This window comes from Desulfohalovibrio reitneri (assembly GCF_000711295.1).
Lineage (GTDB): Bacteria > Desulfobacterota > Desulfovibrionia > Desulfovibrionales > Desulfovibrionaceae > Desulfohalovibrio > Desulfohalovibrio reitneri.
In genome coordinates this window covers 411,436-431,894 of sequence record NZ_JOMJ01000004.1, presented here as the reverse complement: position 1 = coordinate 431,894, position 20,459 = coordinate 411,436, and the positions used below count along the sequence as shown (strand labels likewise).

Below are 20,459 nucleotides of genomic sequence, written 5' to 3'. Positions count from 1 at the left end.
TCCGCTAGCGCTTCACCTGGATGGCGGTTTGCAGCATGGAGTCGGAGGTGGTGATGGCCTTGGAGTTGATCTCGAAGGCGCGCTGGCCAACGATGAGGCTGACCATCTCGTCCACCAGCTCCACGTTGGAGCCTTCCAGGAAGCCCTGGGCCAGGGTGCCGTACTGGTCCTCGCCCGGCGTGCCGGCCGTGGCCGGGCCGGAGGCCTGGGTCTCGAAGTAGAGGTTGCGGCCCACGGAGTTGAGGCCCGAGGGGTTGACGAAGGTGTACAGCTCCAGGTCGGCACCGGCCAGTTCCTGTCCCTGGGCGTCCAGGGCGGAGATGCGGCCGTTGGGCGTGACCACCACGTTGACCGCCTCCTCGGGCACGGTGAACTCCGGCTGCAGGGGGTAGCCGTTGGCCGTGACCAGGGTGCCCTCGTTGTTCAGCTTGAAGGAGCCGGCGCGGGTGTAGGCGTCCTGGCCGTTGTAATCCACCAGGAAGAAACCGTCACCCTCGATGGCCATGTCCAGCGGGTTGCCGGTGTTCTGGAAGTCGCCTTGGCTGAAGTACTTGTGCACCGTCACCGGACGCACGCCCATGCCCACCTGCATGCCCGTGGGCACGCGGTTGCCTCCCTCGTTGAGGGTGCCCGCGATCTGCAGGGTCTGGTACATGAGGTCCTCGAACTCGGCCCGGCTCTTCTTGAAGGCCGTTGTGTTCACGTTGGCCAGGTTGTTGGACAGGGTGTCGATGTGGGTCTGCTGGGCCACCATGCCGGTGGCCGCGGTCCACAGTGAGCGCATCATGGCTCGAATCCTCCCTAGGTTGTCTTGCTGCCAAGCTGGATGACCCGCTTGTCGATCTGATCCGTGTTTTGCATGATCTTGCTGTAGGCCTCGAAGGAGCGCTGGGTCTCGATCATGCGCACCATCTCCGTGACCACCTCCACGTTGGAGGATTCAAGATATCCCTGGTTGATGGTGGCCTCGACCACCGGCGTGTCCTGCCCCTCGGGCACCACGGCCTGGGCGGTCTGCAGCTGTTCCGCGCCTTCCGGCGCGCGGAAGAGGTTGTTGCCCACCTTCTCCAGCGCCCCGGGGTCCTGCGGCCGCACCAGGTCGATCTGGCCCAGGGTGCGGTCCCCCACGCGCACATTGCCCGCGGCGTCGATGCGCACCGTCTCGCTGGAGGGCAGCTCCAGGGGGCCGCCGCCCGCCAGCAGTTGATTGCCGTTACTGTCGATGACCTGGCCCTGGGCGTTGCGGGTGAAGTTCCCGTTGCGCGTCAAAAAGGTGTCGCCGGTGTTCTGGTCCCGCACTTGGAAAAAACCCTCGCCCTGGATGGCCAGGTCCAGAGGGTTTCCGGTGAGCTTCAGCCCCCCCTGGGTGAAGTCCGTGCTTTGCTCCGACAGCCTTGGCCGGGTCTTGAGCTCCGCGTCGGGCCACAGCTTGTCGGCCTCCATGTGCGGCCTGGCGTCCACCACGGAATCATGGGCGAAACGGAGGAAGGTATCCTCGAAGGTGACGCTGTCCTTCTTGAAGCCCGTGGTATTCACGTTGGCCAGATTATTGGAGATCATGTTCATCTTGTGCTCGTTGGAGAGCGCACCGAACAAAGCTGAGAAAATGCTGTCCTGCATGAGCTGCGGTCCTCCTCGGCCAAATTGGATGCAAAAGCTCTGCCAAGCCGCGCGGGAAAGTAAGACCTTCTATCCGCCCGGCGAGTCCGCACCGCCTCGACCAAGCCGTGGCTACTGGAAACACGGCGCACACAGGCTTTCCAGGCATGCTCCGCGCCACCGGGGCGTCGGCGCGGCCAGGAAGCCTCTAGCCCCGGCACGGGCGGGCCCTCCCACGCTTGACATCGATTGGAAAGGTGTTAGAAGAACCCGTTTCCGGAGAGCGGGCGTAGCTCAGCTGGTAGAGTACAAGCTTCCCAAGCTTGGTGTCGCGGGTTCGACCCCCGTCGCCCGCTCCACTCCGAATCCGGTTCGCCTGTCCGGTTCGGAACGCTTTCGGTCGCGCGTGCGGCGCGCGGATCTTCGGAGGTGGCTCAGGCCGCCTTTTTTATTTTTTACAGGTTGACGGATTGCATCGCGATGGAATTGAACCGGCAGGAACTGACCAGCACCCTGGAGGAACTGTTCGCCCCGGCCCTGAAGGCTCTGGGGCTCAGCCTGTGGGGACTGGAACTGGGCACCGCCCACGGCGGACAGGTCGTCCGCGTCTACGTGGAGAAGGAAGGCGGCGTGGAGCTCGACGAGTGCGCCGAAGCCTCGCGCCACCTCAGCGCCATTCTCGACGTGGAGGACCCCGTGCCCGGTTCCTTCAGCCTGGAGGTTTCCTCGCCCGGACTGGAACGCCCCTTCTTCTCACCCGGGCAGCTCGCCGACCACGTGGGCGGGACCGTGGAGATGAAGCTCGCCGAGCCGCTGCCCGGCGAGGGCGACCGCAAGAAATACACCGGCCCCGTGCGGGCCGTCGAAGACGAGGCCATCCGCCTGGAGGCGGACGGCCGCGAACTGGTTATTCCCTGGTCGTTGGTGAAGTCCTGCCGCCTGAAAATTCAGGATTGGGACGCCCTGACCAGGGGCAAGCAACATTAACAACCGCCGGCCCGGCAGGCGGGCCGACGGAGGGGTCACCATGAGCAGCGAACTCAAGAAGGCCATCGACCAGATCAGCAAGGACCGCGGCATCGATCGCGACCTCCTCGTGGACACCCTGGAGGAGGCCGTGCGCTCCTCGGTCATGCGCAAATTCGGCGACACCATCGACGTCGAGGTCAATTTCAACGACGAGACCGGGGACATCGAGGTCTTCCAGTTCAAGATCGTGGTCGACGAGGTCGAGGACCCCAACACCGAGATTTCCCTGGAAGAGGCCAAAGAGCACGACCCCACCGTGGAGCTGGACGACGACCTGGGCTTCAAGCTCGACGTGCACGACCTGGGCCGCATCGCCGCCCAGTCGGCCAAACAGGTCATCATCCAGCGCATGCGCGACGCCGAGCAGGAGATCATCTACGAGGAATACAAGGACCGCGTGGGCGAGATCATCTCCGGCATCATCCAGCGCCGCGACCGCACCGGCTGGATCATCAACCTCGGCCGCACCGAGGCCCTCCTTCCCCGCGAGGAACAGATCCCCAAGGAGCGCTACAAGCGCGGCGACCGCGTGCAGGGCTACGTCATCGAGGTGCTCAAGGAGGGCCGCGGCCCGCAGGTCATTCTTTCCCGCTCCCACCCGGACTACATGGCCGCCCTGTTCAAGCGCGAGGTGCCCGAGGTGGCCGACGGCACCGTGCGGCTCATGGGCGTTGCCCGCGACCCGGGCATCCGTGCCAAGGTGGCGGTTCTCTCCCGCGACCGCGACGTGGACCCCGTGGGCGCCTGCGTGGGCATCCGGGGCTCCCGCATCCAGCAGGTGGTGCAGGAGTTCCGTGGCGAGCGCATCGACATCGTGGTCTGGAAGCCGGACATCGCCGACTACGCCCGCAACGCCCTCTCCCCCGCGGTCATCACCCGCATCGCGGTGGACGACGAGGAGCAGCAGCTGGACGTGGTGGTGCCCGACGACCAGCTCACCCTGGCCATCGGCCGCAAGGGGCAGAACGTCAAGCTGGCTTCCAAGCTGCTGGGCTGGAAGATCGACATCTTCACCGAGACCCGCTACGGCGAACTGCACGCCGCCCGCGAGGCGCTTGAGCAATTGGCCTCGGTGGTGGAAATGAATGTGGACCGCTTCCTCTCCGCCGGCTTCGAGTCGCTGGAGCAGATTCACGAGGCGGACGACGAGACCTTGCTCGAGTCCATCGAGGGCCTGAGCGAGGAGCACCTGGGCAACCTGCGCAGCGCGGTCAAATTCCTGATGCCACGCGTGGAGGCCGCCATGGCCGCCGAGGGCGCGATCGCTCCGCTGGAGAACGTTTCTCTGGAGGGCGAGGACGTCGAGACCGGCGGGGAAGAAGCCGCCGGGGAAGAGGCGGAGACGGCCGAACCCGGCTCCGGTGAAGAGGAAACGGCGGAATCCGCGGAAGCGGAAGCCGATTCCGGGGAGGAGCGGTCCTGAGCAAGGGAACACACGTTCCCCGCAGGACCTGTCTGGCCTGCCGGGGAACCAACGACAAAAGAGATCTTGAACGCCACGTCCTCGCGGAAGACGGGACGTTGACGCCCGACCCGGAGAAGCGGTTGCCGGGGCGGGGATATTACAGTTGCCGCGCGGAAAGCTGCCGGTCTCGCTTGGCGGGGATGGCCGGAAAGCTGAAGAAACGGAAAAGGGGGTAGCAGATGGCGAAATTGAGGGTCAAGGACCTGGCTGCCGAGCTGAGCGTCGGCAACCGGGAGGTCTTGCAGGTCCTGCGAGACCTGGACATCCCGGTGAAAAGCCACATGAGCAGCCTGGAAGACCAGCAAGTGGATTTGGTGCGTCAGCGCCTGTCGCAGAGCGGCGGTTCCGCGGAAGTGACCACCAAGGAGATTCAGCCCGGCGTGGTGCGCCGCCGCCGCAAGCGGTCGCGCGCAAAGGCCGGGGAAGCCCCCGAAGCCCCCGTGAAGGCTCCCGAGCCCGAAGCTCCGGTCGAGGAGCCTCCGGTGGAGGCCGAGGCCGAAGCGTCCGCCGCCCCGGAGAAGCCCGAGGTTCCGGTCGAGCCCGAAGCCCCGGCCCAGGCCGAGGTCGAGAAGGCCGCCGAGGCGGAAGAGCCCGCGCCCAAGCCGCGCGGGAAGAAGAAGGTCGAGCCCGTGCAGCAGACGGCCCGCATCATCACGCCCGCGGGTGTGGAGCCCCCCGCCCCCGAAGCTCCCGAAGCCCCCGTGGAAGAGGCTCAGCCCGAGGAGGCCCCCGAGGCTCCTCCGGCAGAGGCCGAAGCCCCCGCCGAGGAGGTTGCCCCCGCCGCCGAGGCTGCCGAGCCCGAGGAAGCCCCCGCCGAGCCCGAAGCCCCCGCCGAGGAAGAGGCTCCAGCCGCCGAAGCCCCCGCCGAGGAAAAGAAGGCCGAGAAGGCCGCCAAGGCTGAAGAGGCCGAGGACGAGGACGCCAAGAACAAGAAGACCGAAAAGTTCAGCGGGTCGCAGGTCAAGGTCATCGCCCGGCCCGACCCCAACGAGAAGCCCGCCAAGCCCTCGCGTCCCGCCCGCCCCGCCGGCGGCCGCCCGCCCCGCGAGGGCGCCGCTCCGGGTGGAGGCGCCGGACGCCGCAAGGACCGCCGCGTGGTGGAGTTCAAGGACACCCCGGCCGCGGAACCCGGCAAGGGCGCCGCTCCCGCCCCCGGACAACAGCAGCAGCCTTCCGGCCGCCGCAAGGACGCCCGGGGGCCCAAGGGCAAGAAGGGCCGCAAGGGAGCCCAGCAGGGCCAGCGCCCCTCCCGCTTCGAGGAGCTGGAGGCCGCGGCCAAGCTCGGGCCGCCGCCCAAGACGCAGCCCACCACCGCGCCCATGAAGGCCCAGAAGCGCAAGCTGCGCATCGAGGACGCCATCCGCGTTTCCGACATGGCCCACCAGATGGGCGTCAAGGCCCCCGAGCTGATGCGCGTGCTCATGAGCATGGGCATCATGGCCACCATCAACCAGTCCCTGGACCTGGACACCGCTTCGGTGGTGGCTTCCGAGTTCGGCTACGAAGTTGAGCGCGTGGGCTTCTCCGAGGAGGAATTCATCATCCCCACCGAGGCGGACAAGCCCGAGGACCTCAAGGCGCGCCCCCCGGTCGTGACCATCATGGGCCACGTCGACCACGGCAAGACGTCCCTGCTGGACGCCATCCGCAGCTCCGACGTCACCGGCGGCGAGGCCGGCGGCATCACCCAGCACATCGGCGCCTACCACGTGACCACCGGCCGGGGCGACGTGGTGTTCCTGGACACCCCAGGCCACGAGGCCTTCACGGCCATGCGCGCCCGGGGAGCCAACGTCACGGACATCGTCATCCTGGTGGTGGCGGCCGACGACGGCGTCATGGACCAGACCCGCGAAGCGGTGAACCATTCCAAGGCCGCGGGCGTGCCCATCGTGGTGGCCGTGAACAAGATCGACAAGGAGGACGCCGACCCGGACCGTCCCCGGCGCGAACTGGCCGACATGGGCCTTGTGCCGGAGGAATGGGGCGGCGAGACCATCTTCACCAACGTCTCCGCCAAACAGCGGCTGGGCCTGGACGAGCTGCTGGAGCTTCTGCTCCTGCAGTCCGAGGTCCTGGAACTGCAGGCCAACCCGGACAAGCCCGCCCGCGGCCACATCGTCGAGGCGCGGCTGGACCGGGGCCGGGGACCGGTGGGCACCCTGCTGGTGCAGGAGGGCACCCTCCGCGCCGGCGACGCCTTCGTCTGCGGCCTGCACTGGGGCAAGGTGCGCGCCATGTTCGACGACACCGGCAAGCGCATCAAGGAAGCCGGTCCGGCCATGCCGGTCGAGGTGCAGGGCTTCGACGGCGTGCCCGAAGCGGGCGACGAGTTCGTGGCCGTGGCCGACGAGAAGGTGGCGCGGAAGATCGCCGACGACCGCCAGACCAAGCAGCGTGAGCGCGAACTGGCCAAGGAGTCCAAAGTCACCCTGGAGTCCTTCCTCCAGTCCCGCCCCGACCAGGAAGTGCAGACCCTCAACCTGGTGCTCAAGGCCGACGTGCAGGGCTCCCTGGAGGCCATCAACGAGGCCCTGGTCAAGCTCTCCACCGACAAGGTCAAGGTGGACATCATCCACACCGGCGCGGGGGCCATCACCGAGTCGGACATCCTGCTGGCCTCGGCCTCGGACGCCGTCATCATCGGCTTCAACGTCCGGCCCACGGCCAAGATCAAGGAAGTGGCCGAGCAGGAAAACGTGGACATCCGCTTCTACGACATCATCTACAAGCTGGTGGACGACATCAAGGCGGCCATGACCGGCATGCTGGCCCCGGTGGTCTCCGAATCCTACCTGGGTCAGGCCGAGGTGCGCGAGACCTTCCACATCTCCCGCATCGGCACCGTGGCGGGCAGCTACGTCACCGACGGCAAGATGAAGCGCGACGCCAAGATCCGCCTGCTGCGCGACGGCGTGGTCATCCACACCGGCGAGCTGTCCTCCCTGAAACGCTTCAAGGACGACGCCAAGGAAGTGGCCAAGGGCTACGAGTGCGGCATGACCATCAAGAACTTCAACGACATCAAGGAAGGCGACGTCATCGAGGCCTTTGAAATGGTCGAGGAGGCGGCCACCCTCTAGCGCATGTACTTCGGCGTGCTGCGACTGGAGTTCACCCTGCACGGCAACCGCTCCCTCAAGGGCAAGCGCAAGGTGGCCAACTCCATCAAGATGAAGCTGCGGAGCAAATTCAACGTCTCCGTGGCCGAGGTCGGGCCCCTGGACGATCCGGGGCGGCTCGACCTCGCCGCCGTCAGCGTGGCCGGCGACTACAACGTGCTCGAGGGCAGGATGCAGAAGGCCCTGAACATGGTCGAGGCGGCCGCGGACGAGGAGCTGACCGACAGCTCCGTGGACATATTCAGCGAGGATTGATGCGACCCACGGATTCCAAACGGGGCCAGCGGTTGGCCGACAACATGATGCAGGAGTTGGGGCGCCTTCTCGTGGAGGAGGCGGCCGACCCGCGCCTGGAGCTGGTCACGGTGTCCGGCGTCCGCCTCAATGCCGACCTCTCCCTGGCCGAGGTGTACGTCACCTTCCAGGGGGGGAGCGAGCGGGAAGCCGAGGTCATGGCCGGACTGACCAAAGCCAAGGGATTCCTGCGCACCCGCATGGGCCGCGTCATGAAGCTGCGCCGCACCCCGGACCTGCGCTTCCTCCGCGACGAATACCTCGAGGGGATGGTCTATGAGCCGCCAACGTGAGGAGGTGGCCGAAGCCCTGCGCAAGGCCGACGACATCATCATCGCCTCCCACTACAACCCGGACGGCGACGCCATCGGCTCCTCCGTGGCCATGGCCTACCTGCTCCGGGCGTTGGGCAAGAACGTGGCCATCTACAACGCCACCGGCATGCCCCGGACCTTCGACTGGATGGAGACGCCCTGCCCGGTGCTGACCGAGCTGCCCCGGGGATACTCCTGGGTGGTGGCCCTGGACTGCGGCGACCTGGCCCGCACCGGCCCGGAGCTGCAACGCTCCTTCGGCGACTACCGCACCATCAACATCGACCATCACCTGGGCAACCCGGAGTTCGCCGACCTCAACTGGGTCAAGACCACCTACTCCTCCACCGGGGAGATGGTGGCCCGGCTGTGCGACCACTTCGGCGTGGATCTGTCCGGCCCCCTGGGCGAGGCCGTGTACACCGCCCTGGTCACGGACACCGGCTACTTCAGCTACGACAACACCACCACCCGCACCATGCGCGTGGCCGAGCGCATCATGGAGCTGGGGCTCAAGCCCGGCCCCATCAACGCCCGCATCCAGAACCAGTGGACCCCGGCGCGGCTTTGCCTCATGGGCAACGTGCTGGGCCGGGCGGAGATGCGCATGGACGGCCAACTTGGCCTCATCCGCATCACCCGCCGGGCGCTGGAGGAATGCGGCGCCGACGCCACCGACGCCGACGGGCTGATCAACATGCTACGGCAGGTGCGCGGGGTGCGCATCGCTGTGTCTCTGCGCGAGGACGGCCCCGAGGAGATCAAGTTCTCCCTGCGCAGCCACGGTGACACCAACGTGCAGCCGGTGGCCGCCGCCCACAACGGGGGCGGGCACAAGAACGCCGCCGGCGGCACCATCTTCGCCCCCATGGAGGAGGCGGCCGGGATTCTGATTTCGGCCTGCCGGGAGGTCATCGCCGGGTGAGCGGCAAGCCGGAGCAGCAGCACGGGGTGCTGGTTGTGGACAAGCCCTCCGGCCCCACCTCCACCGACTGCCTCAACCAGATCAAGCGCCGGTGCGGCCAGAAAAAGATCGGCCACGCCGGAACGCTGGACCCGCTGGCCTCCGGCGTGCTGGTGGTGCTTCTGGGCCGCGCCACCAAGCTGGCCCCCTACCTCACCGGCGCGTCCAAGACCTACCTGGGCGAGCTGCGCCTGGGATTGACAACCGACACCTATGACATACAAGGTGTCGTGCTCGACGAGCGTCCCTGCGCCGCCACGGCGGACGATGTCCGCCGGGAGATCGCGGCCTGGGCCGAGTTGACCGAGCAGGAGGTGCCCGCCTACTCCGCCGCCAAGCACCAGGGGAAACCCCTGTACGAACTTGCGCGCAAGGGCGAGGAAGTCCCCCGCAAGGTCAAGGAGATAACCATATTTCGGGCCGACGCGGTGGAAGTGGATCCACCCGGGGCCCGCTTCCGCGTGACGTGCTCCGCCGGAACCTACATCCGCTCCCTGGTCCACAGCCTGGGGACGCGATTAGGATGCGGAGCCGCCATGACCGCGCTGCGGCGCGAGGAAAGCCGCCCCTTCGACCTGGAGCGGTCCCACCCCTTGGACGAGGTGCTGGAGGATCCCTCCACCCTGCCCTCGCGGGTGGTGAGCATGGCCGATGCCCTGCCCGACTGGCCCCGCGCCGTTTTGGGCGAGGACGAGGCCAAACAGGTCAAAAACGGGGTGCGGCTTTCCACGCGCGGCCAGGCCGGAGCCGGGGCGAGGGCGCTGTTCCTCGGCCCGGACGAGACGCCGCTGGCGCTGGCCGAGGCCAGGGCCGAGGGCGACGACGTCCGCTGGCACATCGAACGCGGCTTGTGGTGAGAACGCCCACGCGGAAGCGAACCCGGCAGCAACCATTCAGACAAGGAGATTCGCTGTGGTCATGAACGCCGAAGACAAGCAGAAGATCATCGAGGAATTCGCCAAGCACGAGGGCGACACCGGTTCGCCCGAGGTGCAGGTGGCCCTGCTGACAAACCGTATCAGCTACCTGACCGAGCACTTCAAGGTGCACAAGCAGGACTACCACTCCCGCAACGGCCTGCTGAAGCTGGTGGGTCAGCGCCGCAAGTTGCTCAACTACCTCAAGAAGAAAGACGTGCAGCGCTACCGCGACCTCATCGCCCGGCTGGGCCTGCGCAAGTAGGACCATCCGCGCCCGGACCGGGACTACCCGGTCCGGGCGCTTTTTCACGAACCGTTTCCCGGAACCGGTTAGTTGGCTGTGGCGGGCGCTTCGGCCGCATGGGCCGAAACCCTCGGCACAGACCAGCTAGCATTCGGGGAACCAATCCCAAGGAGCGGCTTCATGCTGGTACCTTTTGAAAAGACCGCCTTGTCCACCAAGGTCGGCAACATCGACATCACCCTGGAAACCGGCCGCCTGGCCAACCAGGCCGACGGCGCCGTGTGGGTGCAATCCGGAGGCACCGTCATCCTGGTCACCGCCGTGACCAACACCCTGGAGTTCGACCGGGGCTTCTTCCCCCTGACCTGCAACTACCAGGAGATGGGCTACGCCGCGGGCCGCATCCCCGGCAACTACTTCCGCCGCGAGGTGGGCCGCCCCTCCGAGCGCGAGACCCTGGTCTCCCGCCTCATGGACCGTCCCATCCGGCCGCTGTTCACCGCCGGGTTCAAGGACGAAGTGCAGGTCATCGCGACCGTGCTCTCGGCCGACCGCAACGTGAACCCCGACGTGCTGGCCATGACCGGCGCCTCCGCCGCCCTGCACATCTCCAAGATCCCCTTCGAGGGCCCCATCGCCTGCGCCCGCGTGGCCCGGGTGGACGGCGAGTTCGTCCTCTACCCCTCCTACCAGGGCATGGCTCAGAACGACGAACTGAACATCGTTTTCGCCGCCTCCCGCGACGCCGTGGTCATGGTCGAGGGCGCGGCCAAGTTCATGCCCGAGGACGTGGTGGCCGACGCCATCGCCTGGGGCCATGAGCAGATCACGCCCCTGCTGGACCTGCAGGAGGAGCTGCGCGAGAAGGTCGGCCAGCCCAAGATGACCGTGGTGCCCGCCGAGGAGCGCACCGACATCGAGGATGCCGTGCGCGAGGTGGCCGAAAAGGACCTGCGCGCCGCCCTGCAGGTGGCCCAGAAAATGGAGCGCAAGGACGCCAAGAAGGCGGTCAAGAACAAGGCCGTCGAGGCCCTTACCGAGCGCTTCCCCAAAGAGGAATACCTGGGCAAGCTCGTGGGCAAGGCCCTGGAGGGCATGGAGAAGGAGATCGTCCGCACCCGCATCAAGGAGACCGGCACCCGCATCGACGGCCGCGACCTGACCACGGTGCGCCCACTGTCCATGGATGTGGGCCTGCTGCCGCAGACGCACGGCTCCGCCCTCTTCCGCCGCGGCGAGACCTCCGCCCTGGCCTCCTGCACCCTGGGCTCCTCCCGCGACGAGCAGCGCATCGAGACGCTGACCGGCGAGAAGACCAAGAACTTCATGCTGCACTACAACTTCCCGCCCTACTGCGTGGGCGAGGCGCGCATGCTGCGCGCCCCCTCCCGCCGCGAGGTGGGCCACGGCAACCTGGCCGAGCGCTCTTTGACCCCGGTGCTGCCCACGGACGAGGACTTCCCCTTCACCGTGCGCTTGGTCTCCGAGGTCATGGAGTCCAACGGCTCCTCCTCCATGGCCACGGTCTGCGGCGGCTGCCTGGCGCTCATGGACGCGGGCGTGCCCATCTCCTCTCCGGTGGCGGGCATCGCCATGGGCCTGGCCAAAGTCGAGGACGAATACTACGTGCTCACCGACATCCTCGGCGACGAGGACGCCCTGGGCGACATGGACTTCAAGCTGGCCGGCACGGAAGAGGGCATCACCGCCGTGCAGATGGACATCAAGATCTCCGGCATCCCGCAGGAGGTCCTGCGCCGCGCCCTGAACCAGGGCCGCGACGCCCGCCTGTCCATCCTCAATGACATGAAGCAGGTCCTGCCCGCGTCCCGCGAGAAGGTCTCCGACCTGGCTCCCCAGTTCAAGACCATCTCAATCAACCCGGACAAGATCCGCGACGTCATCGGTTCCGGCGGCAAGAACATCAAGGCCATCACCGCAGCCACCGAGGCGGACATCGACATCGAGGACTCCGGCCAGATCCACGTCTTCGCGCCCACCCTGGAGTCGCTGCAGAAGGCCGAGGAGATGATCCTTTACTACGACCAGTCCGCCGAACTGGGTGCCAACTACACCGGCAAGGTCATCAAGATCATCGACTGTGGCGCCATCGTCGAGGTCCTGCCCGGCGTTGAGGGCCTGCTGCACGTCTCCCAACTGGACGTTGAGCGCATCGAAAACGTCTCCGACCTGCTCTCCCTGGGGCAGGAGGTAAACGTGAAGGTGGTCGAGGTCCAGCCCAACGGCCGGGTCCGCCTCTCCCGCAAGGCCTGGCTGCAGGAGCAGGCCGGTCAGGAGATCGACCTGGCCGACTACGGCCAGCCCAAGGGCGGCGGCCGTCCCGGCGGCGGACGCGGCGGGGATCGCCGCGGCGGTGGAGGCGGCGGACGCCGCAACTAGGCTCCGCTCCGCGAAACGAAATGAACAAAGGGCGCTTCCCCACCGGGGGAGCGCCCTTTTTCCGCTTTAGCCCCCTGTGGGGGCTGCCACCCTGTCTATCGCCGGGAGTTCAGCGGCCAGTCCGGCATTCCGATTCGGCCACGCTGATGAGAGAGGCGGTGTCCAGAATCAGTGCCATGGAGCCGTCGCCCATGATGGTGGCCCCGGAGAGCCCCCGCACGCGCCGCAGCACCCGGCCCAGCCCCTTGATGACCGTCTGCCGCTGGCCGATGATGTCGTCCACCACCAGCCCGGCCCTCTCGGAGCCATGGCGCACCAGCACCACCTGCTGAATGGGCGGGCCTTCGTCATCCAGTTCGAACCAGCCGCGCAGATGCACGCAGGGAACCAGCGCCCCCTTGATGTCGTACGCCTTGGCGCAGGCACCGTTTGCCACGACCCCGGGCAGTTCCACGCACTCCTCCACGTCGGACAGGGGGATGACGTAGTGTTCCTCCCCCACCTTCACCTCCAGCCCGTCGATAATGGCCAGGGTCAGGGGCAGGCCGATGGTGATGGTGGTTCCCTCGCCAAGGTCGGAGTCGATGTCCACCTTGCCCTTGAGGGACTCCAGGGAGCGCAGAACCACGTCCATGCCCACGCCTCGGCCGGAGACGCTGGTCACGCTCTCGGCCGTGGAGAAGCCGGGCTGGAAGATGAGCTTCAGGATTTCCGGGACACTCAGGCCGTTGGCCGCCTCGGGCCGCACCAGCCCGCGATCCACCGCCTTGGCAAGCACCTTGTCCGGGTCGATTCCCCGGCCGTCGTCGCTGATTTCGATGCGCACCTGCCCGGCTGCCTGCTGGGCATGCAGGCGGATGGTCCCCATTTCCGGCTTGCCCGCGGCCCGGCGCTCCCCGGGCGTTTCTATTCCGTGGTCGATGGAGTTGCGCAGCAGGTGCACCAGGGGGTCGCCCAGCTTCTCGATGACCGTCTTGTCCAGTTCGGTCTCCGCGCCGGAAGTCTTGAGCTCGATCTCCTTGCCCAGTTCGCAGGACAGGTCGCGCACCAGGCGGCGGAACTTGTTGAAGGTGGTGCCGATGGGCAGCATGCGCAGGGACAGGGTGCGCTCGCGAAGGTCGTCGCAGAGCCGCTCCACCTCCTCGGTGACCGCGTTCAGCCTAACGTCCCGCACGTCCTCGGAAATCCGGCTCAGCCGCACCTGGGCGATGACAAGCTGTCCCACTAGGTCCACCATGCCGTCCAGCTTGTCCGCGGCTACCCGGATGGAAGCGATCTCTTCGCTTCCCCGGTTCTTGGCCGCGGGCCGCCCGGCCGGACGCCGGGCCTCCGCCTCGTGAGGCTCAGGACGGACGGATCCAGCGACGGGAGTGGAAGGCTCCGGGAGACCGGTTTCCTCAAGGTCCAAAAACCCGGCGGCGCACGTTTCACCCGCCGCTCCGGATTCCTCCGGCGACTCCCCTTCGGTGGTGGATGCAGAAAAACCGCTCGCCACGGTAGGAGCCCCCTGGCAAAGCCGCGCGGGCGTCCAGGAGGCCCGACGCAGAATCTCGCCCGCCTCGGCCTCGTCCACACGCCGGTACTCCGCCTCGGCGTCCTCGGCGAACAACAGGATGTCGGCCAGGGCATCCTCCCCCCGGCCGGTGCGCAAAATCACGTCCCAGCCCATGAAACAAACCGCCGGGCGAAGCCCGTCCAGCCCCGGCACGTCCTCCACCCCGGCCGCCACCCGCGCCTCGCCCAGTTCGGCCAGTTGCTCCAGCAGTGTTGCGGGGTCGGCCAGCGCGAACTCCCGGCCCACAGGCCGTAGCCGTACGTGGAACAGTTCAAGGCCGTATTCCTTCGCACCGCCGTCCCCCTCGGCAGAAGCATTCCGCTCTGCGCGGGGGGGCTCCGAAGAAACTCCGCCGCCCTCAGCCAAGCGCTCCAGCCCCCGCCGAATGCGCGACGAGGCCTCCAGGTCCAGCCTCCCTGCGGGCTCGGCGATGTATTCCTCCAGGCGATCCTTGAAGGCGAAAGTCAGGTCGATGAGGGGACGCTCCACGGCCAGCTCCCCCTGGCGAACACGGTCGAAGGCCGTCTCCATGTCGTTGGCCAGGGCGGCCACGTCGTCCAGGCCCAGCATGTCGGCCGAGCCCTTGAGGGTGTGCAGGACGCGGAAGATGCGGTGCACGCTGTCCTCATTCCCCGGCTCCGCCTCCATCTCCAGCAAGGCGGCCTCCAGTTCGGCCAGCAACTCCCGGCCTTCCTCCGCGAACAGCCGATGCCCGCTCATGTCGCCTCCCCAAGCAGCCTATCCAGTCCGGCCCGGCGCAGGCAGGCCGCCACCGGTTCCGGCGGTTCACCCGTGAAACCGAAATCTCCGCCGCATTCCGCCTGGTGGCGCAGTGCGGAGACAACAAGCTGGGCGAAAGAAAAATCCGCGCGGTTCGCATCGCTCACATCCAGCCGCACAGCGGAGCGCGACTCTGAAGCCCGCAGCAGCGCCTGCCGCAAGTTCTCCACCGTATCCAGGGTCAGCTCCTCCCCGGCGCGCACCACCGCCGCGCCGTCCTCTTCGGCCACCTCCAACCCGGCTATGCTCTCGGCGAGCACTCCGGCGTGCGGCTCCGTTCCGGACGCCCAGCGCGGCGGCTCGCCGGCCCGCACGCTTTCCCTGTCCAGAAGGCGTACGCGCCCTTCGGGCACGTCGAAAAGCATGGAGACGATCTCTGGATCGATAATGGTGGCGTACAGCACGTGGAATGGAATGCTGTTGCCGAAACCGCTCTTCAGATCGCCCGCGGCCTCCAGGTCCACCTTGCTGTCCAGGATGTAGCCGGAATCGAGCATGGCGCGGATGACGTCGTAGGGCGTCTTGTCCTTGCGATGCACGTCATGGATGAGGTCGTACTCCACCAGATAGAGGAACTTGCCGCCCTTGAGCGCCTCCTCCAGGGTCAGGTCATCCACCGTAAAGACCGGCCCGTCCCCGCCGCCGATTTCCCTATCCGTGTGGGCCAGGTCCCGCGCCTCGGGGTCGTACATGCCCTCCAGTTCGGCCACCAGCCCCTCCAGGCCCTCTTCGGCCTCCTCCAGGGGATTGTCCACCAGCCGCCCCAGGGCGTCGAACCCGCGCATGAACGCGTCCACCGTTTTCCTGGACGGAATCAGCCGCCGCTCGCGCACCAGGTGGAGCAGGTTCTCCAGCACGTGGGCCAGCCCGGCCGCTTGTTCCAGCCCCAGAAAGCCGGCCGCCCCCTTGATGGAGTGGGCGGTGCGGAAAATCCGGTTGACCAAGTCGTCCTCGAAGGCCTCCCCGGCGGCCTCCAAATCCATGAGGTCCCCCTCGATGGACTCCAGGTTTTCCCTGGAATCCTCCTGAAAGGAATGCAGCAGCTCGTCGTCCATCGCCTATCCTTCTTCGCCAGTACGCCGCACCTCGAAATGGCGGGTGAGCCGCATGATGGACAGGACCTCGTGGATGGACTCCGGAACGTTGACCAGTTCCAGCTTTCCCTCGTTCTTCTTGAGAGAGTTGTGGGTGGCCACCAGCAGCCCCATGCCCAGGGAATCGACCATGTCCACTCCTTCGAAATCGATGGTCAGGCTGTCGGTTCCCTCGTCCACCAGGTCGCCAAGCTCCGCCCGCAGGTCTTCCACTGTGGAGGCCACCAGGTCCCGTCCGGGCCGGACGACCACGCCGTTCTCCTCGCGCATGATCTCGGACATCTCCTCTTCCCTCGGTTGCAGGCCGCGCTTGCTAAAGCGCACCTCGTTGCCTTTCTCGTTGAACACAACCTCGTCGTAGCAGTGGCGCAGGATGTGCAGCCCCCGGCCGGACTCGCTCAGCGGCTCGGGACGCTCCCGCTCCCTCCGCCAGTCGAAGCCCTCGCCCGAATCTGCCACCAGCACCTCCAGCCGGTCGCCGTCCAAAAGCAGCTCGCAGGTCACTCGCTCTTCCGCACCCCGTCCGTTGCCGTGCAGCACGGCGTTGACCAGGGCTTCCCGCAGGCCCAGCACCAGCTTGAAGGCCTGCTCCGCAAGGCCCAGCCGCTCCAGCCTGTTCCAGACCGCGTCGCAGACCGCGTCCACGCTGCGCAGCCTCGATGGCATGTGGAACCCGAGCAGCCCGCCTCTGGTGTAGGAAACAAGCATATTCAAACCTCGACGGCCATTACAACCGCGTCGTCGCCGCGTTCGCCCCGCCCCGCCATGGCCCGGCAGAGGCGCTCGACGCTCTCTCCCAGTTCCAAGCCGGGCAGCTCCCCGCAGGCATCCTGCAGCAGGCTCACCCCGCTCCCCAGGCAGCGGGGCGACGAGCCGCCCTGCGTTTCCACCAGCCCGTCGGTATAGAGGTAGATGCGGTCCCCCGGTCTCACTTCCCGTTGCAGCGGGGTGAAGGCCACCCGCTCGAAGGCCCCCAGAATGTCCCCATCCGCCCGCAAAAGCTCCACCGAGCCGTCCGCGCTCACCAGCACCGGCGGGGGATGACCGGCGTTGACCAATGTCAGCCTGCGGCGCGCGCGGTCCAATTGCAGGTAAGCCGCCGTCAGAAACTTGCCCGGAGCCAGCACTTGGTTCAGAACGCCGTTGATGTTGGTCATGGTCTCCACCGGCGTGTACAGGGGAGTGGCGTTCTGCCGCAGAAGCGCCTTGAGGGAGGAGGTGACGAAGGACGCCCCCAGGTCGTGCCCGGCGATGTCTGCCACGAAATAGCCGTACCCCGCGCCGCGCGGAAAGACGTCGTAGAAGTCGCCGCCGGCTTCGAGAACGGGTTCGAAGAGGATGGAGAAGCGGGCGTCCGGAAGGCTCTCCGGTTTGACCAAAATGGCCTCCTGGGCGTCGCGCACCTGCTCCAGCCGCCGCGCCTGTTCGCGGATAGTGGCCCGCAGCGCCTCGGAAACCTTGAGGTTGGTGCGGATGCGGGCCAGCACCTCGCGGAACTGGAAGGGCTTGGTGACGTAATCCACCGCGCCCAGATCGAAGCCCCGCACCTTGTTTTCCACATCTCCCAGGGCGGAAATAAAAATGACCGGGATGGCGGCGGTCTCCGCATCCTCCCGCAGCCCGCTTATGGTCTCGAAGCCGGACTCGCCGGGCATCATGATGTCCAGCAGGATGATGTCCGGCAGGCTGGTCCGGGCCAACTCCCTGCCCGTCTGGCCGTCATCCGCCAGAAGGGTCTGGAAGCCCTCCCGATGGAGCATGCGCTCCAGGGTCAGCCTGTTGAGATGTTCGTCGTCGACGATGAGAACCAGTGGCGCGTCACGCATTTCGTTTCATGCGTCCCCTCACGACCCGGCCTCACGGCCGGCCTCCACCGTTCCCCCTCGCGGACGGCGGCTGGGACCGGTTCCCTCATAGCAGAACGCCAAAGACGAAGAAACACCCCGACTCCCCTATTTTCCCCTGAGGGTTGCGTTTGCTGAGGCCTCCTCCGCCCGAACCGAAGCCGGGGACGCCATGGGCAGCACGGCCACTGTGGTGATGGTGCCGTTCACCGAGACCGGGGCCTTGAGCTTGGTGATGCCCTTGGCCGCGGGGAAGTAGACGTACCCCACCTTGGTGTAGTTTTCCGGCACCACGCGGGAGTCCCAGGCGTAGCGGGAGAGCTGCTTCTGCACCGTGTCCTTCACCGCGCGCTCCGACCCGGCGCCGCCGTACACGCCGCCCGCCATGCCGCCGATGGCGCCGCCGATGACCGCACCATGCCAGATGTTGTCGCCCCCGCCGATGGAACCGGCGATGGCTCCGAGGCCCGCGCCCAGCAGTGCCCCCAGTGTCCCGGAGCGGGCCGCGTTCTCGGCCGTGGCGGAAAAGGCCTCGGACTCGGTGACGACCTGGGTGGCCTCGTCAATGGAGTAGGGCAGATACTCGCCGTCCGGCGACACCCCGCGCACCTGGTCGTAGTCCACCGTGGGCGTGTCGGCCGAGCGGTTCTCGAAGACCAGATAAACCGGCTCCACCCCGGCCTCGGTGTAGTCCAGGCCCTCGCCGGTGTGCTGGTACCGCACCGCGGCCAGGTCGTACCCCGGACCGGCGAATGACCCCGGCACCTCCGAGGGCTGGACGACCCGCCGGGCCTGGGGCGCGGGGCGGCTCTTGCCGCAGGCGGCCAGGGAAAAGGCGAAAACAAGGATGAGGACAAGGGTGAAAAGGCGGCGCATGAACCCTCCGGTTCGCTTAGTTGAGGATGACCCCGGCGTAGCCGACCACGTGGGAGTAGTCGCCGGACGCCTCGGCCGAGGTGCGGTACTCCACCAGCCTGGCGTTCTCCGCGCCCAATTCCCGCGCGGCCCGCATGGCCAGGGTCATGGGCAGCACGCCGCACATGGTGATGTCGTTCTCGGCCACGGTGCGGTACAGCCCCTCGGGGTCGAACTCCAAAATCTTGTCGATGGCCAGGGAGTCGCGGCGCTTGGCCTCCTCCTGGGGCAATTGGTGGCTCATGTCCGAACTGACCACCATGGCCGCGTCGCGTCCGCTTCCGCGCAGGGCCTCGGCCAGTTGCTCCCCGGCCCGCAGCAGCCTGCGGGGGTCACGCTCGGCCACTGCCACGGGCACCACGCGGACGTTGTTGTTGAAGTGGCGCAGGAAGGGCAGCACCACTTCCAGGGAATGTTCCCGCTCGTGCGCCCGGCTGTCGCTCTCGAATCCGTCCACCTTGTCGATGAGGTAGGCCGCCAGCTCGGCGTCCACCTCCACGCCGCCGCCGGGCAACTCCCAGGTTCCCTCGGGCCAGACCGCCATGGGGCTGCCCATGCCAGTGTGGTTGGGACCGAGCAGGACGATGGTGTCCGGTAGATTGGCCTGGGCGATGGTCTTGCCCGCCACGGGGCCGGAAAAGACGTAGCCCGCGTGGGGTGTCATGGCCAGCATGGTGGGCTCGGCGTCCGGCTCGCCAGCTCCCCGGGCGCACTCCAGGACCAAGCGTTCAAGGCCCTGCACGTCCGCCGGGTAGAATTGCCCGGCTACGATGGGTCGGCGGTTCATGGCTCCTCCTTTCTCTCGCGTTGCCCATCAGGATACCAGAACGGCCCGCCCAGACAAGGGCGGCTTGCATTTCCGCCCGCCTGGCGTACAACCTCCCACCGGAGGCAATGCCATGATAAGCCCGCACACGAGCCTGACCGTCATCGGCGTACCCCTGGACCTGGGGGTGAGCAAGCTTGGCGCGGACATGGGCCCCACGGCCATCCGCTACGCAGGCATCTTCGAGGCTTTCGAGCAGGCCGGGTACCGCTACGAGGACCAGGGCGATTTGGCCGTGGCCAACAACTTCGCCCTGGACCGGCTGCCCCCGGCCGAGCGCGCCTCGGCCAAGCTGGCGGAAATCGAGCGCGTCTCCGAGGAACTGGGCCGGGCGGTGTTCGAGGCGGCCCGGGGCGGCTCCATCCCGGTCATCCTGGGCGGTGACCACTCCACTGCCATCGGTTCCATCGCCGGGCTGGCCAAGGCCAAGGGACGTCTGGGCGTCATCTGGATCGACGCCCACGCCGACGCCAACACCCCGGAGACCAGCCCCTCCGGCAACGTGCACGGCATGCCCCTGGCCGTCTCCCTGGGCCACGGCTACCCAGGCCTGCGCGACTGCCTGGGCTTCTCGCCCAAACTACTGCCGCAGGACGTGGTCATCCTGGGCGCCAAGGACGTGGACCCCGGCGAACTGGAGTTTCTGCGCCGGGAGGGGGTCAAGCTCTACACCACCTTCGACATAGAGAACCTGGGCATGGCGCGGGTGGTGGCCGAGGCCATCGAGACTGTCAGCCGGGACACGGACGCGGTCTACGTCAGCTTCGACGCCGACGTCATGGACCCCAAGGTGGCTCCGGGCACGGGCATCATGACCAAGGGCGGCCTGACCTACCGCGAAATAAGCTACATCATGCGGGCCATCGGCCGCGACGTGGAGCTGGCGGGCTTCGACGTCATCGAGGTCAACCCCCTCATGGACAAGCGCAACCAGACCGCCGAGTTGTGCGTGGAGCTGGCCATGGGGCTTCTGGGCGTGAAGTACACGGACTACGAAAAGACCTACCTGCGCCAGAACCAGCCCGCCGTCAGCCCGGAAGAACTGGACGACGACTAGGCCGGTTTCCTGCCCGGCCTGAAAAGACGGCCCACTT

At 67.2% G+C, this 20,459-nt stretch carries 19 protein-coding genes and 1 tRNA gene; 12 read left to right on the top strand and 8 right to left on the bottom strand.

Going from position 1 to position 20,459, the window contains the following annotated elements; all coding sequences use genetic code 11:
* Positions 1-4: 4 nt before the first annotated feature.
* Together flgG and flgF are read right to left on the bottom strand one after the other, a co-directional pair.
* Positions 5-787, bottom strand: a complete 783-nt coding sequence (gene flgG, locus N911_RS0114585; protein ID WP_029898416.1) for a flagellar basal-body rod protein FlgG — start codon at positions 785-787, stop codon at positions 5-7.
* Between the two features lie 14 nt (positions 788-801).
* Positions 802-1,620 (bottom strand): flagellar basal-body rod protein FlgF, encoded by an 819-nt coding sequence (gene flgF, locus N911_RS0114580; RefSeq protein ID WP_029898414.1) that lies wholly within the window; start codon positions 1,618-1,620, stop codon positions 802-804.
* 262 nt (positions 1,621-1,882) lie between these two features.
* On the opposite strand from flgF, the gene N911_RS0114575 reads away from it, so the two are divergent.
* From N911_RS0114575 to pnp, 11 genes are all read left to right on the top strand, one after another.
* A tRNA-Gly gene (locus N911_RS0114575) sits at positions 1,883-1,958 on the top strand.
* Between the two features lie 121 nt (positions 1,959-2,079).
* Positions 2,080-2,586, top strand: a complete 507-nt coding sequence (locus N911_RS0114570) for a ribosome maturation factor RimP (RefSeq protein WP_029898412.1) — start codon at positions 2,080-2,082, stop codon at positions 2,584-2,586.
* A 40-nt stretch (positions 2,587-2,626) separates the two neighbouring features.
* Positions 2,627-4,051, top strand: coding sequence for a transcription termination factor NusA (gene nusA / locus N911_RS0114565; protein WP_035105583.1), 1,425 nt, complete (start codon positions 2,627-2,629; stop codon positions 4,049-4,051).
* Positions 4,009-4,269, top strand: coding sequence for a DUF448 domain-containing protein (locus N911_RS18135; RefSeq protein ID WP_081859269.1), 261 nt, complete (start codon positions 4,009-4,011; stop codon positions 4,267-4,269). Before nusA ends, N911_RS18135 begins: the two co-directional genes overlap by 43 nt.
* 3 nt (positions 4,270-4,272) lie before the next feature.
* On the top strand, positions 4,273-7,176 hold the full coding sequence (gene infB, locus N911_RS0114560; protein ID WP_029898408.1) for a translation initiation factor IF-2: 2,904 nt from the start codon (positions 4,273-4,275) through the stop codon (positions 7,174-7,176).
* A 3-nt stretch (positions 7,177-7,179) separates the two neighbouring features.
* Positions 7,180-7,470 carry a DUF503 domain-containing protein gene (locus tag N911_RS0114555; RefSeq protein ID WP_029898406.1) on the top strand — a complete coding sequence of 97 codons (291 nt, stop codon included), beginning with the start codon at positions 7,180-7,182 and terminating at the stop codon, positions 7,468-7,470.
* Positions 7,470-7,802 carry a 30S ribosome-binding factor RbfA gene (rbfA, locus tag N911_RS0114550; RefSeq protein WP_029898404.1) on the top strand — a complete coding sequence of 111 codons (333 nt, stop codon included), beginning with the start codon at positions 7,470-7,472 and terminating at the stop codon, positions 7,800-7,802. The genes N911_RS0114555 and rbfA overlap by 1 nt, the downstream gene beginning before the upstream one ends.
* Positions 7,786-8,748, top strand: coding sequence for a DHH family phosphoesterase (locus N911_RS0114545; RefSeq protein ID WP_029898402.1), 963 nt, complete (start codon positions 7,786-7,788; stop codon positions 8,746-8,748). Before rbfA ends, N911_RS0114545 begins: the two co-directional genes overlap by 17 nt.
* Positions 8,745-9,644, top strand: a complete 900-nt coding sequence (gene truB / locus N911_RS0114540; protein WP_029898401.1) for a tRNA pseudouridine(55) synthase TruB — start codon at positions 8,745-8,747, stop codon at positions 9,642-9,644. The genes N911_RS0114545 and truB overlap by 4 nt, the downstream gene beginning before the upstream one ends.
* Before the next feature lie 55 nt (positions 9,645-9,699).
* Positions 9,700-9,969, top strand: a complete 270-nt coding sequence (gene rpsO, locus N911_RS0114535; protein WP_029898399.1) for a 30S ribosomal protein S15 — start codon at positions 9,700-9,702, stop codon at positions 9,967-9,969.
* Between the two features lie 162 nt (positions 9,970-10,131).
* On the top strand, positions 10,132-12,351 hold the full coding sequence (gene pnp, locus N911_RS0114530; protein WP_029898396.1) for a polyribonucleotide nucleotidyltransferase: 2,220 nt from the start codon (positions 10,132-10,134) through the stop codon (positions 12,349-12,351).
* A gap of 109 nt (positions 12,352-12,460) precedes the next feature.
* Here pnp and N911_RS0114525 read toward each other — a convergent pair whose 3' ends face one another.
* The 6 genes from N911_RS0114525 to amrB all read right to left on the bottom strand — a co-directional run bounded on the left by N911_RS0114525 (position 12,461) and on the right by amrB (position 19,326).
* Positions 12,461-14,626: a chemotaxis protein CheA gene (locus tag N911_RS0114525; protein WP_029898394.1), complete on the bottom strand. Its 2,166-nt coding sequence runs from the start codon at positions 14,624-14,626 to the stop codon at positions 12,461-12,463.
* Positions 14,623-15,741: an STAS domain-containing protein gene (locus N911_RS0114520; RefSeq protein WP_051694456.1), complete on the bottom strand. Its 1,119-nt coding sequence runs from the start codon at positions 15,739-15,741 to the stop codon at positions 14,623-14,625. Before N911_RS0114520 ends, N911_RS0114525 begins: the two co-directional genes overlap by 4 nt.
* A 3-nt stretch (positions 15,742-15,744) precedes the next feature.
* On the bottom strand, positions 15,745-16,446 hold the full coding sequence (locus N911_RS17730; protein ID WP_237559985.1) for an ATP-binding protein: 702 nt from the start codon (positions 16,444-16,446) through the stop codon (positions 15,745-15,747).
* Positions 16,447-16,490: 44 nt separating this feature from the next.
* A complete protein-coding gene (locus N911_RS0114505) occupies positions 16,491-17,606 on the bottom strand; it encodes a PP2C family protein-serine/threonine phosphatase (RefSeq protein WP_029898390.1) in 1,116 nt (371 codons plus the stop codon).
* Positions 17,607-17,732: 126 nt separating this feature from the next.
* Positions 17,733-18,500 (bottom strand): LptM family lipoprotein, encoded by a 768-nt coding sequence (locus N911_RS0114500; RefSeq protein WP_029898389.1) that lies wholly within the window; start codon positions 18,498-18,500, stop codon positions 17,733-17,735.
* Between the two features lie 16 nt (positions 18,501-18,516).
* Positions 18,517-19,326 (bottom strand): AmmeMemoRadiSam system protein B, encoded by an 810-nt coding sequence (gene amrB / locus N911_RS0114495; protein WP_029898386.1) that lies wholly within the window; start codon positions 19,324-19,326, stop codon positions 18,517-18,519.
* Between the two features lie 112 nt (positions 19,327-19,438).
* Between amrB and rocF the strand changes: the two genes are divergently transcribed.
* Positions 19,439-20,422 carry an arginase gene (gene rocF / locus N911_RS0114490; protein WP_029898384.1) on the top strand — a complete coding sequence of 328 codons (984 nt, stop codon included), beginning with the start codon at positions 19,439-19,441 and terminating at the stop codon, positions 20,420-20,422.
* The last annotated feature ends 37 nt before the right edge of the window (positions 20,423-20,459 follow it).

Excerpts from the sequence above, each read along its gene's own strand:
- N911_RS0114555 (WP_029898406.1), top strand. The coding sequence starts at position 7,180 with ATGTACTTCGGCGTGCTGCGACTGGAGTTCACCCTGCACGGCAACCGC.
- flgF (WP_029898414.1), bottom strand. The coding sequence starts at position 1,620 with ATGCAGGACAGCATTTTCTCAGCTTTGTTCGGTGCGCTCTCCAACGAG.
- N911_RS17730 (WP_237559985.1), bottom strand. The coding sequence starts at position 16,446 with ATGCCATCGAGGCTGCGCAGCGTGGACGCGGTCTGCGACGCGGTCTGG.
- amrB (WP_029898386.1), bottom strand. The coding sequence starts at position 19,326 with ATGAACCGCCGACCCATCGTAGCCGGGCAATTCTACCCGGCGGACGTG.
- infB (WP_029898408.1), top strand. The coding sequence starts at position 4,273 with ATGGCGAAATTGAGGGTCAAGGACCTGGCTGCCGAGCTGAGCGTCGGC.
- nusA (WP_035105583.1), top strand. The coding sequence starts at position 2,627 with ATGAGCAGCGAACTCAAGAAGGCCATCGACCAGATCAGCAAGGACCGC.
- rbfA (WP_029898404.1), top strand. The coding sequence starts at position 7,470 with ATGCGACCCACGGATTCCAAACGGGGCCAGCGGTTGGCCGACAACATG.
- flgG (WP_029898416.1), bottom strand. The coding sequence starts at position 787 with ATGATGCGCTCACTGTGGACCGCGGCCACCGGCATGGTGGCCCAGCAG.
- N911_RS0114520 (WP_051694456.1), bottom strand. The coding sequence starts at position 15,741 with ATGGACGACGAGCTGCTGCATTCCTTTCAGGAGGATTCCAGGGAAAAC.
- rocF (WP_029898384.1), top strand. The coding sequence starts at position 19,439 with ATGATAAGCCCGCACACGAGCCTGACCGTCATCGGCGTACCCCTGGAC.
- N911_RS0114570 (WP_029898412.1), top strand. The coding sequence starts at position 2,080 with ATGGAATTGAACCGGCAGGAACTGACCAGCACCCTGGAGGAACTGTTC.
- N911_RS0114500 (WP_029898389.1), bottom strand. The coding sequence starts at position 18,500 with ATGCGCCGCCTTTTCACCCTTGTCCTCATCCTTGTTTTCGCCTTTTCC.
- N911_RS0114525 (WP_029898394.1), bottom strand. The coding sequence starts at position 14,626 with ATGAGCGGGCATCGGCTGTTCGCGGAGGAAGGCCGGGAGTTGCTGGCC.
- N911_RS0114505 (WP_029898390.1), bottom strand. The coding sequence starts at position 17,606 with ATGCGTGACGCGCCACTGGTTCTCATCGTCGACGACGAACATCTCAAC.
- pnp (WP_029898396.1), top strand. The coding sequence starts at position 10,132 with ATGCTGGTACCTTTTGAAAAGACCGCCTTGTCCACCAAGGTCGGCAAC.
- N911_RS0114545 (WP_029898402.1), top strand. The coding sequence starts at position 7,786 with ATGAGCCGCCAACGTGAGGAGGTGGCCGAAGCCCTGCGCAAGGCCGAC.